The sequence below is a fragment of the Nocardia sp. NPDC051321 genome, from assembly GCF_044455225.1.
Taxonomy (GTDB): domain Bacteria; phylum Actinomycetota; class Actinomycetes; order Mycobacteriales; family Mycobacteriaceae; genus Nocardia.
Genome location: NZ_JBITEM010000017.1, coordinates 17,799 through 33,473, shown reverse-complemented (window position 1 = coordinate 33,473; position 15,675 = coordinate 17,799). Strand labels below are relative to the sequence as shown.

Below are 15,675 nucleotides of genomic sequence, written 5' to 3'. Positions count from 1 at the left end.
CTGGCGTCAGTCGTGGTCGAGGTTCGGGATACGTTGGGCGGCAATAGATTGCAGGCGTTCCGTGAGGTCCGCGCTGTCGGGGCCGAAGATCTCGGCGTCGGTGTCGACGACTAGCTGGATGCCGCGACGTGCCACGTCCTTGCCTGCCGCGGTGGCTTCGATGCGGAGGATGCGGGCATCGGCAGGGTCGGCGATCCGGGTGAGGAGGCCGCGGTCCGCCAATGCGCGGATTACCCGGGAGCCCATCATGCGGTCGGCGCCGGCCATGTCGACGACCTGCTGCTGGGTGGGCAGGTCGCCGTGGCGGGCGAGCCAGCCCGCGGACGCGAGAAGGTTGAACTGGGTCAGGGTCAGGCCGAGAGGGCGCAGGTTTCGCTCGACGGTGGCGCGCCATTCCAAGGCGGCGTGGTGCAGCCAGAAGCCGGGGCTCTGCAGCGGGCCTTGCGGCTCAGGCATGGGCGGCGTCCGCCGCGCGTCGGCGCTGCGCCTCATGTTCGAGGGCGGCGAAGCTCAGGAGCATGTCGGAGCGAATGCCCTTCTCCCAGATGAGCCGGAAGATCGGGCGGAACGGGCCGTGTATCTCCATTCGCTTGACCACCCGCACGGCGCCCGCGCCGACCGGCGTGTAGGTGTAGTGGCCGCGGATCTTGCCGAACGGGATGCCCGCTTCGCTGGTCCATGAACTGCCCTCGTCGACGGCGGTGATCGTAAACGGACCCGCCGGTGCGCCTTTGGGCTTCACCCAGCCCTTGGTGCCAGGCGCGAACGGCCCGTCGATGCGGGCCTTCTCTTCGTGTGGGTCCCAGTCGGCCCAGTGCGCGACATCGGTGGCGGTCTGCCAGATCGACGCGATCGCTCCGGTGATCATCGCTTCTTCGGAAATGACGTACATGACGCTCCCTAGTTGTTGTTGTGACAACGGTATCCGTTGTCGCGACAACAAGTCAAGAATCAGTTCATGCCGGGAAGCGGCGGGCCCAGGGCTCATGTTCGATACGGGCGGTGTTGATCACCGTGCTCAGTAGGCGGTACCAGCCGGTGATGGTGATCAGTTCGAGGATTTGGTCGGCAGGATAGCAGGTGTGCAGATCGGACCAGAGAGTGTCGGAAATTGTTGCGGTGTCGTGTATTTCGTCGACCAACCGGATCAGTGCGGTGTCGCCTGCCGACCACGCGGGGTCGTCGGGCGTGCCGATGGCCGTCGCCTCGATTTGCCCGGGGGTCAACCCGACTTCGACGGCCTGGAGGACCGCGTGAATGCCCCATTCGTACTCGGCGTTCGCGCGGGCGCAGGTGCGGAGGATGACGATTTCGCGGTCGCGGGGTGGCACGCGGCCGTGGCCGAGGATGCCCGCGCCGAGGGGGCGCATTCGGCCGAAGAGGTCATCGTGGCGGGCGAGGGTGCGAAACAGCACCAGGGGCTCGGTGGCCGAGCCCGGCGGCATCCATTTGAGCAGCTGCGCCTCTATTTCCGGAGCGTACGGCGGACTCAGTGGCGCGATGCGCGGGGTGTCACTCACGGTCAATCCTCATACTTCCAGCGATGACGGGTACTCTTGCTTCGAAATCCAAAGCAAGGACGGTGACGATGGTAGCTTCGGAATCCGAAGCAGACAAGACCCCGGTGATCGGCAGGCCGGTGCGCGGGTCGCGGACCGGGCGGCCGATCATGGTGCTGCTGGATCTGCTCGGCAGGCGGTGGGCACTGCGCGCGCTGTGGGAATTGCGCGACGGGCGGGCGGTGACGTTCCGCGAGTTGCAGGCGCTGTGCGGTGGAGTGTCGGCCAGCGTGCTCAACGATCGGCTGCGCGAACTCCGGGAGGCGCGGGTGGTCGTCGCGGAACCCAACGGCTATCAGCTCAGCGCGGACGGCCTCGACCTCGTCGCGGCGCTCGCGCCGCTACAGGTTTGGGTGCAGCGCTGGGCGACGGATCCGGAACCTCCTGCGGCACAACAGCACTGACACCGGGCGGCGCGCGCCTATTTCGGCGGCGTCCCGATCATCCGCACTTGCTGTCCCTCCCAATGGAATTGGACGCGGGTGACGGTGCCGTCGGCGCAGGCGTTGCAGCTGCCCGGCGTCTTGTAGGCCAACCCGACGGTGTCGTCGGTGGTGCGGTCGACGTCCAGCGACGTGAACCCGTGCGCCTCCGGCGTCGCGGTGCCGAGGTACGCACCCTTGTGGAACAGCAAGGCCTGGTTCGGCGAACTCCCGGTCGCGCCCTCGACCGTGACGATCACGGTGGACAAGGTGGCGCACGGATCGAAGTTGCCCTCGAACCCCCGCGCGTCGACCGACCACGGTGCCTGCGTGACCGGCTCCGCGGGCAGCGCCGCGATGGCGGATTGAATCACCTGCGCCGTCAAGTCGACACCGCATGCCGGGGGCATGCTCGCCGTTGTCGGGGCCGCATTGTGACCGTGGGTCTCCGATGACCCACGGTCACCGTCATCGGCACATCCGGCAGCCATCATGACGAGTCCAGCACACACCAGTACCACGGGCCGAGCTATCCGCACCACGAAAGATCCTCTTCAGGTCCGCCGACAGATTCGATCTAGCTCGGATCAGCCTAGGCGGTCGACGCGGTCGACGCGGTCGACGGCGCATTGGCCACCGCGAGGTATTCGATCACCTGATGTAGGTCCGGATACAGCCGGTGCGCGAGCCGCCGGGACTCCTCGGTCGGCCGCACCAGATCGGGGACGAGGATGCAGCGCAGCCCGGCGGCGCACGCCGCGCGCAGGCCGTTGGTCGAATCCTCCAGCGCGAGTGTCGTTTCCGTCTCGCCACCGAGGGCGGCCATCGCCTTCAGGTACGGCTCGGGGTCCGGCTTGCCCTTGGTCACGTCCTGCCGCGTCACCACCACCTCGAACCGGTCGGCGATCCCGGCCAGTTGCAGATGGTGATCGGCACGGTCGCGCGACGACGAAGTGGCGATCGCCTTCGGCACCCCTTGCGCCTCCAGCGCGTCGAGCAACGCCACCGCGCCCGGCTTGGTCGTCAGCCTGCCGCTGTCGACGAGCTGACGCAGGTGCACGTCGTGCAGGTCGAAGTACTCCTCCAACGGGAAACCCCGGCCGTACGCGGCCGCGGCGAGCGTCCGGCAGCGATCGGCGGGCACGCCGATCATGCTGCGGCAGAACTCGAACGACATCTCGTAGCCGAGCTCGGTGCCCGCGCTGACCAATGACTCCATGGCCAGGCTTTCCGAGTCGATCAGCAGGCCGTCCATATCGAAGACGACCGCGCGAACCGGACTTTCGGCGTTCACCCGTTACTCCCTTCCGATTGCGGCGCCAACCGGCGCCGGACCGCGGCCTCGACACCGTCGCGGCTGATCTCGGCCAGGGCGTCACCGACCTGCCGCTGCACGTTCTCCAGTTCCGGTAGCGTGCCGAAAATATCGGTGCGCTGCAAGAACGCCTGCGCACAGCGGTGCGGATCGCTGTCAACCAGCACCGCGAGCGAATCTTCCCTCGGGTCGATCAGCTCCATCACCGCGCCGGGCGCTTGGCTCGCGGTGAACCAGCGAATCCACGCGGCGATCAGCAAGGTCGCGCCGGGGGTCGGCCTACCCGCCTCGATGTTGTCGCGCAGCGCGTCGACGACCCTCGGCATCATCTTGTCCGAGCCGTTGCGGCCGATCCGCGTCATGTCTTGCGCGATAGCCGGATTGCGGAAGCGACGCATCAAATCGTCGACGGTCCTGCGCAATTCGGGCGTACCGAGGGCCAGCGTCGGCCCCTGCTCGTCCAGCATGAACTGCCGGGCCAGCGCGGCGAGCGCCGGATTTGCCGTCGCCTCGGCGATGGTGCGGTGACCGGCCACCCCGCCGAGGTAGGCGAGCAGCATGTGCGTCCCGTTGAGCAGGCGCAGCTTGGCGAGCTCGTAATCCTTGACGTTGGAGACGAATTGGGCGCCGCCGAGTTCCCACTGCGGGCGCTCGCCGTCGAAATCCTCGATCGTCCAGGTCATGAACGGCTCGGCCGAGACCGGCGCGAGATCCTCGATGCCGCCGAGCCAATTGCGGGCCACCGCGGCGTCGGTGGGCGCGGTCGGCTGCACGATGCGGTCCACCACGCTGTTCGGGAACTGCACGTGCCTGGCGATCCACTCGGCCAGATGATCGTCGCGCAGCAACGCGAAATCGATGACCGCGCGGCGCAGCGTGCTGCCGTTCGCGCACAGGTTGTCGCAGCTGATGACCACCGGCGGGGTGCCGCCTCGGCGGCGGACCAGCTCGAGGCCCTGCGCGAGCATGCCGATCGGGGTGATCGGCCTGGTCGGTGAGCGCAGGTCGTGGCGGACGCCTGGGCAGTCCACCTCCAACCGCCCGGTGACCGGCGAAACGCAGTAACCGCTGGCGGTGACGGTGAGCGTGACGATCTTGACGCGCGGGTCGGCGATGCGCTGTGGCACCCCGATCAGGTCCGTCGGGGCGTGTACGGCCTCGGTGATCGAGCCGACCACTTCCACCCGCGCCCGCCCGTCCTCGTGCAGCAGCGTGGTGTACAGGTGGTCCTGTGCCCGCAGCGCGTCGACGACGGTCGCGCGGTTGATCGCTACGGCGGCGATGCCCCAGCGCGGATCGCCGGTCTCGTTCATCGCGTGCTGGGTGGCCAGGGCCTGGTGGGCCCGGTGGAACGAACCGCAACCCAGGTGCAGGATGCCGGTGGTCAGGCTACGCGGAGCAAACCCTGGCCTGGCAACCGTGGTTGGCAGCTTGACGAGCATGTCGGTGGACAGGCGCGGCACCACCTTGCCCGGTATCCGGGACGTCATTTCGGTTCGAGTTTTCTTCACCGTAATCAGCGGCACACGCATGTGCGGCCTCCGTTGGGTCTGCGAGAAGGGGCGATATAGAACGCCGTATCAGCATTGACTAAGCGCCGTTTCACACGGTAGGTCAGGCCCGCCAGTATTTCGACAGCTAACCGCGAATCGACCAACTGAAGGCAGTTCGCCGCAGGTCATCTGACGTATTGCAAATATTCCGTAAAGCACCACTTCAGGCCGCGTGAATCCGCGGTAACTATTAGAAATATGCACCGCAGAAATGCGGCCTGGTGACCTCTGTCACGCGTCGACATTTCCGATTTGCCCGATAGGAAACGCTTTAGGATTGCTCTCAGATTTGCTGAATAATTGCTGATATTTCAGAGGAGAATACGGCGTAAACCGGGCTCGTACGCGGCGGCCCGATGGCGAGAAGCGGTGTGGCATAGATAGTTCCGAATGGAAGCAGCAGCGGTCGGCGGCGACACCCGGCAACCACCGGGCACAGTTCGTAAGCGAGGCTAAGGGTTGCTTCGCAGTTGCGGGAGGGCCCTCAGGTGCGAAACGAAGGGATTCCACTCAGCGGCCGCCGAACATGGGCCGGATTCCTGGGACGATCCGCTAGCGTCGAGCCATGAGCCTGGACGTCGCTGTAGTCGGGTACGGGTTGGCCGGGTCGGTCTTCCACGCTCCGCTGATCGCCGCCGAACCGCGCATGCGGGTCGCGGTGGTGGTCACCTCCTCCCCCGAACGTGCCGCCCAGGCCGAACGCGAACACCCTGGCGTTCGGGTCGTGGCCAGTACCGACGAACTCTTCGCGGACACTTCCGGCATCGACCTCGTTGTCATCGCGACGCCCAACCGCACCCACGCGCCGCTCGCCGCGCAGGCGCTGGACGCAGGACTTCCGGTCGTGGTCGACAAGCCGTTCGCGGTGACGGTCGCCGAGGGCGCTGACCTGGTCGAGCGAGCCGAGCAGGCCGGTCTCGCGCTCACGGTGTTCCAGAATCGTCGCTGGGACGGCGACTTCCTGACCGGACGTGCCCTCATCGCGGCAGGGCGGCTCGGTGCGGTGCGGCGCTTCGAGTCCCGATTCGAGCGCTGGCGCCCGGTGCCGAAGGGCGGCTGGCGAGAAGTGGGCGGCGCGGCCGACGGCGCCGGGCTGCTCTTCGACCTCGGTAGTCACCTCATAGATCAGGCGCTCACGCTGTTCGGGCCGGTGGCATCGGTGTACTGCGAACTGAATCACCGGCGCACCGGCGTGCAGACCGACGACGACGCCTTTCTCGCGCTCACCCACACCTCGGACGTCCGCTCACACCTGTGGATGAGTGCCGTTGCGCCGCAACTGGGTCCACGATTCCGGGTGCTCGGCTCGCAAGCGGCCTACGTCACCTATGGCCTCGATCCGCAAGAGAGCGCGCTCCGGGACGGCCGCCGCCCCGACGACGGCAAGCCATGGGGCACAGTCGAATCCGAGCACTGGGGTACGTTCGGCGCCGACCCCGCCGTCGAGCCGGTTCCCACGATCGCGGGCAACTACCCCGCCTTCTACGCCGAGCTTGCCGCCGCCCTGCTCGACGGCGGCAAGGTCCCGGTCGACCCGCGCGACGCCGTCGCCACACTGCGGGTGCTGGAAGCCGCGCGCCGATCGGCCGCCGAGGGCGCGGTCGTCACCGGGTAACCCGACGGCGGCTGACCCCTCAGTTATTGGGCTGGCGACCGGCGTCATACGCCGATAACGTCGACGCTCGGTGTCGGCCGTGGGTAGGCCGAATGTTCGGCTGAGAGGAGATCCCCGGTGGGGTCAACGATTTTCGCGGTGTTCCTGCCGCTGGCCCTGGCCTTGGTGATGTTCGGACTCGGCTTGACCTTGGCCGTAGCCGATTTCGCCAGGGTGCTGCGCTACCCGAAGGCGGCGGTGATCGCGCTGCTCTGCCAGATGGTGCTGCTGCCCGCCGTCTGCGTCGGCCTGATCTACCTGTTCCGGCTCGAAGGCGCGCTGGCCGTTGGCATGCTGTTGCTCGCCGCGTCGCCGGGCGGGCCGTCGGCGAACCTGTTCAGCCACATCGCGGGCGGCAACGTCGCGCTGAATATCACGCTCACCGCGATCAATTCGGTGCTCGCCGTGTTCACCATGCCGCTGATCGTCGCGTTCGCGTACAGCCAATTCCTGGACGGTGACGGGTCGTTCGGGTTGCGGCCGGACAAGTTCGCACAGGTGTTCGCGATCGTGCTGGTGCCCGTCGCGATCGGCATGTGGGTGCAGCACCGGTTCACCGGGTGGGCCGAACGGATGCGCGGCAACGTCAAGATCCTCTCGATCGTGGTGCTCGCGCTGGTCGTGCTCGCGGCCGTGGCGAAGAACTTCAGCACGCTCACCGAAAACATCGGCAAACTGGCCACGCTCAGCCTGATATTCGCCGTGATCAGTCTGGCCGTCGGGTATTTCGTGCCGCGGCTGTTCCGGGTCGACGCCGATCAGGCGATCGCCTCGGCCATGGAGATCGGCATCCACAACGGCGCGATCGCGATCGCCATCGCGGGATCCGTGCTGCACAACGACGCGATGGCAGTCCCGGGCGCGGTGTATGGGGTGCTGATGAACATCCCCGCCGCGATCGCGGCCTATCTGCTGGCCAGGTACGTGCGGCAAGACCGCCCGGCGCCGGTGCCGAGCACAGACACGGCGTCGAGCAGTAGGTAACCTTTCGATGTTCGACACTCGAAGGGAACCAGCATCGCGATGCGACCGCTCGGCGCAGACGATCCGACGCGGATCGGCGGCTACCGGCTACTCGGCGTGCTCGGTGCGGGCGGCATGGGCCGGGTGTATCTGGGACGCAATGCCGGTGGTCGCACGGTAGCGGTCAAGGTGATCCGGCCGGACCTGGTCGGCGACAACGAATTCCGCGAACGGTTCCGGCGTGAGGTGACCGCGGCCCGGCGGGTCGGCGGGCAGTGCACCGCGCCGGTCCTCGACGCCGACGTCGACGCGGACCCGCCGTGGCTGGCAACGGGTTACGTGGCAGGCTTCTCGCTGACCGAAGCCGTCGACGAGTACGGGCCGTTCTCGGAGAACTCGCTGCTGGTGCTCGCGCACGGGCTGGCCGAGGCCCTGGTCGCCGTGCACGCCGCCGACCTGGTGCACCGCGACCTCAAGCCGTCCAACGTGCTGCTCGCCCTCGACGGCCCCAAGGTGATCGACTTCGGCATCGCCCGCGCGATCGACGACAGCCAGTTCACCACCACCGGAAAGGTCATCGGCTCACCGGGATTCATGTGCCCGGAACAAGTGACCGGCGATCCGGTCGGCCCGGCCACCGATGTGTTCGCCCTCGGCGGGGTGCTGGTGTTCGCGGCCACCGGGCATGGCCCGTTCGGGATCGGCGAGATGGTGCAGATGCTGTGGCGGGTGGTGTACGAGGAGCCCCGGCTCGACGCGGTGCCGGATCGGCTGCGTCCGCTCATCGCGGCCTGCCTCGCCAAGGACCCCGCCGCCCGCCCGACCCCCGAACGCATCATCGCCGACCTGACCGCCCTCGGCCTGCCCAGTCGCGGCGGCTGGCTCCCCGGCCCCGCGCTGGAAGAGGTCAGCAGGCGCGCGGTGCAGTTGCTCGATCTGGACTCCGGACCCTCCGATGTGCCCGGCGCACTGGGCAACGCCGCGCAGCCGACGCGGACCGCCGAAACGGTGGTGCGGCCGTTCACAGATCCGAACGTGCGGACCGCCACCGGGCTCCCCGGAGCCGGTCAACCGGATGTCACGCCGCGATCGTGGTGGCAGGGCGCGCCTGATACCGGGGGTCAGCCGTATCTTTATGGGTCGCAAGATAGTTCGTACACGCCGCCGTCAGCTGGGCAGCACGGCTACCAGCAGGCACCTGGGCCGCAAGATGTCTCATACGGTTACCAGCAACCGGCGGCACACTCCGCATCACCGCCCATCCGCCAACGCCCCCGCCGTCGTGCCGCGCTGATTGCCGGTGCAGTGGCGCTGTGCCTCGTTATAGCGGCCGCCGCCTTCGTGATAACCCAGCAGTTCACCGGCTCCAACGGCGCCTCCGATCGGTCGGCCTCGACGCCGGGCGGTCCCGCTGCGGAATTGCCGGACGCGTTTGTCGGCGAGTGGAAAGGCGTAGCCAAAGACCACATCACCAGCTTCGATATCGTGCTGACCCTGAACGCGGGCACGGTCGGCGAGGAACTCGGCAGCTCGTCCAACACCGGAAAAGTCTCCGGCACGACATGCGGCCGAGCGGAGACATTGACGGCCGCCGCTGCCGAGGAACTCACGCTGACCGCGCGACTCACCGAGGACGCCGGCGGCTGCAACGACGACGGCAACACAACGCACGTCAAGCTACTCCCCGACGGCACGCTGTCTTATCGGACCGACAGCGTCATCGGCGACATGGCGGGAATCCTGACCAAAACCTCGTGACCCAGCTTGCGCTACCAGGTAGCTGAGGAAGTGGCAGACTGCGAATCATGGGCGATGCTTTGGGCAGCATTTCAACTCCAACCATTACTTGCGCGGGCCGGGTGCGGTCGCAGGCCGAGGCGCATCAGCGGGCGGGACGGTTAGCTGCCGCGCTAGCCGGGGCGGGGATTCGGCCGGGCGACCGGGTCGCGATGATGGTTCGCAACGATATCGAGTTCGTCGAGGTTTCCCTGGCCATCGCGGTGTGCGGGGCGAATTCGGTGCCGATCAATACCGGGTGGCAGGTGCCCGAGGTCGCGCACGTGCTGGTGGACAGCGACGCGCGGCTGATCATCGCGCACACCGAGTTCATCGACATAGTCGAACAGGCTGCGCCACAAGACGATACGACCATTCTCGAGATCGAGATGCCGAGCGAATTACTCGCCGAGGCGGGCCTCGACGCGGCGCTGGCGAAGCCGACCGGCAGGCACGCGACCCTGGAGCAGTGGCTCGATGCCCATCCCGAGCCGCTCGGGCGCATCGAAGGCTCCCGCGACGACTCCACCGGCCTGATCTACACCTCCGGCACCACCGGCCGCCCCAAAGGCGTACTGCGCGAACGGATGACGCCACATCAGTGGTTATCGATCGCGGGTAGCGCGGCCAAGCGGCTCGGCCTCACCCCACGCGGGCATGCGGTGATCCCCGGGCCGCTGTATCACGCGAGCCCGAACGGGATCGCGACGCTGGCGCTACGGGTTGGCACCAACATCACCATCATGCCGCGCTGGGACGCCGAACAGTTCCTGCGCATCGTCGACGAGCGCCGGGTCACCCAGGCCAAGGTGGTGCCGACCATGCTGTCCCGGCTGCTCTCGCTGCCCGCGGACGTGCGCGGCCGCTACGACGTCTCCAGTCTGACCCACGTCATCCACTCGTCGGCGCCGTGCCCGCCCGCGGTGAAGCAGGCCGCGATCGAGTGGTTCGGGGACGCGCTGGTCGAGTACTACGGCTGTGCCGAAGCGGGCACCATCACCTGGATCTCCGCGAGCGAGTGGCTGGCGCATCCCGGCAGCGTCGGCCGACCGGCGGACGGCGCGGCCGTCGTCGTGGTCGATGACGCGGGCGAGCCGCTGCCCGCCGGCGAGACCGGCCGGGTCCTCGTGCGCGGCGCCGACTACTGGCCGAAGTTCCGCTACCTGCACGACACCGGCGAAACCGACAGTCCGATACCGGGCTTCCTCGCCGTCGGCGACCGCGGCTATCTCGACGACGACGGCTACCTCTATCTCACCGGACGCTCCAGCGAGATCATCATCTCCGGCGGCGTGAACATCTATCCCGCCGAGATCGAGAACGCGATCATGGCACTGACGGGCGTCGAGGACGTCGCGGTGTTCGGTATCCCGCACCACGGTGATCTCGGGGAAGCCGTTGCCGCCCAAGTTGTTCCGCGACCCGGCGCCGAGCTCACCGAGGACGGCATCCGCGCGGGCCTCGCCGGGCACCTCGCCGCGTACAAGATGCCGAAGGCGCTGCGGATCGTGGCCGAACTCCCCCGCGACGATGCGGGCAAGATCTACAAGCGCCGGCTCCGAGCGGAGATGTCCGACGCCGGATAGGGTGCGGCGGTGGACAGAGCCGAATGGGTCGAGCGTGGCACCTCCATCGTCGACCGCTTGACGACAACGCAAACCCAGCCGCCGTGGTGGTTGGTGGCCGGCGCGGGCGTGGTCGCGCTCGTGCTGGTCGGATACACCCCCCTCTGGCGATTCACCCGCAATATCGTCACGATCGCGCACGAGGGCGGGCACGCGCTGGTCGCGCTGCTCACCGGCCGCAGGCTCAACAGCATCCGATTGCATTCGGACACTTCGGGTCTCACCGTGTCGAGCGGAAAACCCTACGGCCTCGGCATGATTCTCACGACCATGGCGGGCTACCCGGGACCGCCGCTGCTCGGGCTCGCCTTCGCCGCGCTGCTCGGCGCGAGCCGGATCACGCTGATGCTGTGGGTGGCCATCGCGCTGCTGGCCGCGGTGCTGATCATGACGCGCAATGTCTACGGCATGCTGACGGTGTTCGTGGTCGGCGCGACCGTGTTCGCCGTGTCCTGGTTCGGCACCGACACGCTGCAGGCGGGTTTCGCCTATCTCGGCGCCTGGCTCCTGCTGCTCGCCGGAGCGCGGCCGGTGCTCGAATTGCAGCGCGGCCGCTCCCGCCAGCTACGCAGCCGTTATCAGGAGGACGTCGCCTCCGACGCCGATCAACTCGCTCGGCTCACCCATCTGCCCGGCCTGCTGTGGGTCGGCTTGTTCGGGGTGATCGCGGTCGGGTCGCTGGTCATCGGCGCGGGGTTCCTGATCTCCGATATCTCCGGGATCTGTCTGCAGAGTGTGTCCGGCGGGACCTGCCCCACCGGACAATAAGAAGGTAGGAGCAGCACATGATCACCACCATCCGGCTCGCCCTCGTCTCGGCTCTGCTGTTCGGCGGCGCCACGCTGTTCGGCGCGAGCCCGGCAGGCGCGGTCGTCGACTCCGCCTGCGGCACCGCGCTGTCGCCCGCCGAAGTCTCCTCGATCGCCGAGCTGTCCGACACAAGCACGCTCACCGGTTCCTCGCTGGAACAGCTGGAACAGGCCGTCGAACAGCATCGGCGGCTCACCGAGATCCTCGTCGAGCATCGGGATCTGCGCGGCGTCTTCGCGCTCGGCCTCGATGCCGTCGAGCAGGCCGCCGTGATGCCGTTGCAGCGCAACCCGGCCGCCTTCGCCGATCCCGAGTGGGCGCATCGAATCAGTCTCGAACTGCTGTCCCGGTTCCTGCGCAACGTGCACGCCGAATTCACCGGTGCGCGGACCGATCCGCAGTGGGCCAACTACTTCGACCTCGCCCGCCGCTGCGACCTGTCCCCGGCCCGCGTCGCGATGGCCGGATACGACGCGCATCTGTCCGTCGATCTGTCCTATGCGGTGGCCGCGGTCAACGGCATACCCGCCAATGCGCCCGACTACTTCAAGATCGTCGACGCGATCGCGCAGCAGGGTTCGCTGATCGTCAGTGCGACCAAGGAGATCTATCACGGCGACCTCGGCCCGCTGTGGCGGTTCTACTTCGTCGGCGAGGGCCTCGACCTGCTCGTCGGTCAAGGTGTCGCCACGCCACAGCTGCTTCGTCTCGCCGATGCGGGTGCCAACGTGGTGATTTTCGGCAACGGACTAGCGCTGACCGATCCCGCGCTCGCCCCGGCGGCGCGCGTCGAGATCGACGCGTTGTGGCGCAGCGCCGACGTGGCGTTCGAGGTGCTCACCCGACTCGGCGGGCTGTAGAGGTTTAGCTTTCCGGATTCGCGGCACGCCTACTCCTGGGACGAATGATGGAAGGGAGTTGTCGGCCATGCCGGAAGACCTGAATGGGACGCGCGTACTGATCATCACTTCGAACACGGGTGTTGAGCGCGATGAGCTGCTTGTTCCGCAGAAAGAGTTGAAGCAGCGGGGTGCCACCGTGGTGCACGCCGCGCCCAAGAACGAGCAGGTGCAGACCTTCGAGCACGACACCGAGAAGGACGTCACGGTGCAGCCGGATTCGTCGTTCGATGACGTCGACGTCGACGATTTCGACGTGCTGGTGGTGCCCGGTGGCACCGTCAACGCCGACAAGCTGCGTGCCGAAGATCGCGCCGTCGAACTGGCCAAGGCGTTCGCAGGCGCGGGTAAACCTATCGCCGCGATCTGCCACGGGCCGTGGCTGCTCGTCGAGGCCGAGCTCACCCCGGACAAGACGCTGACGTCGTACTTCTCGCTGCGCACGGATCTCACCAATGCGGGCGGCAGGTGGGTCGATCAGCCGGTGGTGCGTTCGGCCGAGAACGGCTGGGCGCTGATCACGTCGCGTAATCCGGACGACCTCGACGACTTCAGCCGGGCGATCGCCGACGAGCTGATCAAGTCGTAGGTCAGAGCTCGCGCAGTGCCGCCGACGTTTCGCGAGCCAGCTCGGCCGGGTCGCGGGTCGCGTCGACGGTGCTGCCGCGCTCGTCGCCGGCCAGCGGCTCGAGCGCGGCCAGCTGCGAATCGAGCAGGCTCGACGGCATGAAATGTCCAGTGCGATCGGTCATTCGGTGCGCGAGTTCTTCGCGGGGCGCGGCCAGATGCAGGAAGAACGCGTCGGGTGCGGCGGCGCGCAACCGGTCGCGGTAGGCGCGTTTCAGCGCTGAGCAGGTGATCACGCCGCCTTGCTCGGTTCTATCGCCCATCCAAGCGGCAACCAGGTCGAGCCAGGGCGCCCGGTCCGCGTCGTCCAGCGGGATACCCGCCGCCATTTTGGCGATGTTCGCTGCGGGGTGGAAATCGTCGCCCTCGGCGTATTCGACCCCGAGCTCGGCGGCGAGCGCCCTGCCTACCGTCGACTTGCCGGACCCCGACACCCCCATCACCACTACGACGGGCAGCGCTCGCTCCGGCACATCGGCTCCTTTGCTATCGCGCGCCACCCGACACCGGGCGGTGCGGCATGTCCGAACCAGACATTAGCGCGACCGTAGCGATGTCTGGTCGAGCACCTGCGATCAGTTCGGCGAGCGCGCGACAGGTGTCGGTGTCCAGGGGCAGCAGTGGTGGTCGCGGATCGCCTACTTCGATCCCGAGCGACCGCAGTCCCGCTTTGACAGTCCTCGGCAGTCCGCCGCGGGTCATTGCGGTGAGCAATGGTGCCAGCCGCTCGAAAAGCTCTGTCGCTGCCGCGGTTTCGCCCGAATTCAGTAAGCGCCATACGGCCACGATCTGCTCCGGCATCAAACACGGTGCGGCCGTGCACCATCCGACGGCACCGGCTTCGAACGCCTGCAGCGCAAGCCGATTGCTGCCGTTGAAGAACGGCACACCCGCGCCACCGAGCTCCGCGATCCGCCGCATCCTCGCGATATCCCCGCTGGATTCCTTGATCATCGTGATGTTGTCCACGCCCGCAACGAGTTCCACCAGAAACTCCGGTGCCATGTCGATGCCGCTCGTGCCTGGATTGTTGTACGCCATGATCGGCAGCGCCACCGCGTCGGCCACGGCGGTGAAGTGCCTGCGCAGCTCCGGCTCGGTCAGCCGCCAGTACGCCACCGGCAACATCATCAGCGCCGTCGCGCCGAGCCGTTCGGCAAGCCGGGCCCGCGCGATCGTGCCCGCCGTGGTCAACTCCGACACCCCGACCACCGTCGGCACCCGCCCATCGACCTGCTCCAGGCAGATCGACGCCACCGCCGCCCACTCCTGATCGTCGAGGTACGCGCTCTCCCCCGTACTCCCCAGTGGCGCAATAGCATCCACGCCCGCGTCGACCAGCCGATCGACCAGTCCGCGCAGCACCCTCTCCTCGACCTTGCCGCTGTCGGCACTGAACGGCGTCACCGGATACGCCACGATCCCCGCGATACTCATCGAAAACCTCCATTCCTCGCCCCCATCTTGCTCGGGTGGCGAAGTTCATACTGAGGGATGAACCGCACGCCCCGGTCGTACCGTACGGAAGTGCCCTCGGGCACCATGGGGACCATGGAATTGCGCATCTTCACCGAGCCGCAGCAGGGTGCGAGTTACGACACGCTGTTGACCGTTGCCAAAGCCACCGAGGACCTGGGATTCGACGCGTTCTTCCGGTCCGACCACTACGCGGCGATGGGCGGCGCGGATGGCCTGCCCGGCCCCACCGATGCCTGGATCACCCTGGCCGGGCTGGCGCGGGAGACCAAGCGGATCCGGCTCGGCACGCTGGTGACCGCCGCCACCTTCCGGCTGCCTGGACCGCTGGCGATTCAGGTCGCCCAGGTGGACCAGATGTCCGGTGGCCGTGTGGAACTCGGCCTCGGCAGCGGCTGGTTCGCCGACGAGCACGCCGCCTACGGCATCCCGTTCCCCGCGGACAAGTTCGCGCGGCTGGAGGAGCAGCTGGCCATCATCACCGGGCTGTGGTCCACCAAACTGGGTGACACCTTCGACTTCGACGGCAAGCACTACCAGCTGGCCAACTCCCCCGCCCTGCCCAAGCCGGTGCAGGATCCGGTGCCGGTGCTGATCGGCGGACACGGCGCCACCCGGACGCCACGGCTGGCCGCGCAGTACGCGACCGAGTTCAATATGCCGTTCGCTTCGCTAGCCGACAGCGCCGCCCAGTTCGAGCGGGTCCGCGCGGCCGCCGTGGCGCGCGGACGCCGGGCCGACGACCTGGTCTACTCGAACGCGCTCGTCGCCTGCGTTGGCGCCGACGACGCCGAGGTGGCGCGCCGGGCCGCGGCGATCGGCCGCGAGGTGGACGAGCTGAAGGCGAACGGCCTGGCCGGTTCGCCCGCCGAGGTGGTCGACAAGATCGGCCGCTACGCCGAGATCGGCGCGCAACGGATCTACCTGCAGATACTGGACCTCGCCGATCTCGACCACCTCGAGCTGATCGCCGACCAGGTGCAAGGGAAGATCTGA

17 protein-coding genes are annotated in these 15,675 nt (G+C 67.7%); 9 read left to right on the top strand and 8 right to left on the bottom strand.

Features of this window, described 5'->3' with window-relative positions; all coding sequences use genetic code 11:
* Nucleotides 1-6: 6 nt before the first annotated feature.
* The 3 genes from ACIA8C_RS34895 to ACIA8C_RS34885 form a co-directional block, all read right to left on the bottom strand.
* Nucleotides 7-456, bottom strand: a complete 450-nt coding sequence (locus ACIA8C_RS34895; RefSeq protein ID WP_397142229.1) for a MarR family winged helix-turn-helix transcriptional regulator — start codon at nt 454-456, stop codon at nt 7-9.
* Nucleotides 449-892, bottom strand: a complete 444-nt coding sequence (locus ACIA8C_RS34890) for an SRPBCC family protein (RefSeq protein WP_397142227.1) — start codon at nt 890-892, stop codon at nt 449-451. Before ACIA8C_RS34890 ends, ACIA8C_RS34895 begins: the two co-directional genes overlap by 8 nt.
* Before the next feature lie 64 nt (nt 893-956).
* Entirely contained in the window at nt 957-1,520 is a 564-nt protein-coding gene (locus tag ACIA8C_RS34885) for a carboxymuconolactone decarboxylase family protein (protein WP_397142225.1), read from the bottom strand.
* A gap of 68 nt (nt 1,521-1,588) precedes the next feature.
* Here ACIA8C_RS34885 and ACIA8C_RS34880 point away from each other — a divergent pair, with 68 nt between their 5' ends.
* The gene (locus tag ACIA8C_RS34880; RefSeq protein ID WP_397142223.1) at nt 1,589-1,963 is read left to right on the top strand and encodes a winged helix-turn-helix transcriptional regulator; all 375 of its coding nucleotides are present in this window, start codon (nt 1,589-1,591) and stop codon (nt 1,961-1,963) included.
* Between the two features lie 17 nt (nt 1,964-1,980).
* On the opposite strand, the gene ACIA8C_RS34875 is transcribed toward ACIA8C_RS34880, so the two are convergent.
* The 3 genes from ACIA8C_RS34875 to ACIA8C_RS34865 all read right to left on the bottom strand — a co-directional run bounded on the left by ACIA8C_RS34875 (nt 1,981) and on the right by ACIA8C_RS34865 (nt 4,828).
* A complete protein-coding gene (locus ACIA8C_RS34875; protein ID WP_397142221.1) occupies nt 1,981-2,367 on the bottom strand; it encodes an LppP/LprE family lipoprotein in 387 nt (128 codons plus the stop codon).
* Between the two features lie 206 nt (nt 2,368-2,573).
* Complete coding sequence (locus ACIA8C_RS34870) at nt 2,574-3,275, bottom strand: HAD family hydrolase (RefSeq protein ID WP_397142219.1); 702 nt, start codon at nt 3,273-3,275, stop codon at nt 2,574-2,576.
* A complete protein-coding gene (locus ACIA8C_RS34865) occupies nt 3,272-4,828 on the bottom strand; it encodes a mannitol dehydrogenase family protein (RefSeq protein WP_397142217.1) in 1,557 nt (518 codons plus the stop codon). Before ACIA8C_RS34865 ends, ACIA8C_RS34870 begins: the two co-directional genes overlap by 4 nt.
* A gap of 586 nt (nt 4,829-5,414) precedes the next feature.
* Here ACIA8C_RS34865 and ACIA8C_RS34860 point away from each other — a divergent pair.
* From ACIA8C_RS34860 to ACIA8C_RS34830, 7 genes are all read left to right on the top strand, one after another.
* The gene (locus ACIA8C_RS34860) at nt 5,415-6,464 is read left to right on the top strand and encodes a Gfo/Idh/MocA family oxidoreductase (RefSeq protein WP_397142215.1); all 1,050 of its coding nucleotides are present in this window, start codon (nt 5,415-5,417) and stop codon (nt 6,462-6,464) included.
* 117 nt (nt 6,465-6,581) lie between these two features.
* Nucleotides 6,582-7,487: a bile acid:sodium symporter family protein gene (locus ACIA8C_RS34855; RefSeq protein WP_397142213.1), complete on the top strand. Its 906-nt coding sequence runs from the start codon at nt 6,582-6,584 to the stop codon at nt 7,485-7,487.
* Between the two features lie 39 nt (nt 7,488-7,526).
* Complete coding sequence (locus ACIA8C_RS34850; protein ID WP_397142211.1) at nt 7,527-9,224, top strand: serine/threonine-protein kinase; 1,698 nt, start codon at nt 7,527-7,529, stop codon at nt 9,222-9,224.
* Nucleotides 9,225-9,271: 47 nt separating this feature from the next.
* Complete coding sequence (locus tag ACIA8C_RS34845) at nt 9,272-10,828, top strand: AMP-binding protein (protein ID WP_397142209.1); 1,557 nt, start codon at nt 9,272-9,274, stop codon at nt 10,826-10,828.
* A 9-nt stretch (nt 10,829-10,837) separates the two neighbouring features.
* Nucleotides 10,838-11,635, top strand: a complete 798-nt coding sequence (locus tag ACIA8C_RS34840) for a M50 family metallopeptidase (RefSeq protein WP_397142207.1) — start codon at nt 10,838-10,840, stop codon at nt 11,633-11,635.
* A gap of 17 nt (nt 11,636-11,652) precedes the next feature.
* Nucleotides 11,653-12,537: a DUF5995 family protein gene (locus ACIA8C_RS34835; protein ID WP_397142205.1), complete on the top strand. Its 885-nt coding sequence runs from the start codon at nt 11,653-11,655 to the stop codon at nt 12,535-12,537.
* Between the two features lie 67 nt (nt 12,538-12,604).
* Nucleotides 12,605-13,165: a DJ-1/PfpI/YhbO family deglycase/protease gene (locus ACIA8C_RS34830; RefSeq protein WP_397142203.1), complete on the top strand. Its 561-nt coding sequence runs from the start codon at nt 12,605-12,607 to the stop codon at nt 13,163-13,165.
* 1 nt (nt 13,166) lies between these two features.
* On the opposite strand, the gene ACIA8C_RS34825 is transcribed toward ACIA8C_RS34830, so the two are convergent.
* Both ACIA8C_RS34825 and ACIA8C_RS34820 read right to left on the bottom strand, forming a co-directional pair.
* On the bottom strand, nt 13,167-13,676 hold the full coding sequence (locus tag ACIA8C_RS34825; protein WP_397142201.1) for a gluconokinase: 510 nt from the start codon (nt 13,674-13,676) through the stop codon (nt 13,167-13,169).
* A 13-nt stretch (nt 13,677-13,689) separates the two neighbouring features.
* Nucleotides 13,690-14,640 (bottom strand): dihydrodipicolinate synthase family protein, encoded by a 951-nt coding sequence (locus ACIA8C_RS34820; protein WP_397142199.1) that lies wholly within the window; start codon nt 14,638-14,640, stop codon nt 13,690-13,692.
* A gap of 114 nt (nt 14,641-14,754) precedes the next feature.
* Here ACIA8C_RS34820 and ACIA8C_RS34815 point away from each other — a divergent pair, with 114 nt between their 5' ends.
* Nucleotides 14,755-15,675 (top strand): LLM class F420-dependent oxidoreductase, encoded by a 921-nt coding sequence (locus tag ACIA8C_RS34815; protein WP_397142197.1) that lies wholly within the window; start codon nt 14,755-14,757, stop codon nt 15,673-15,675.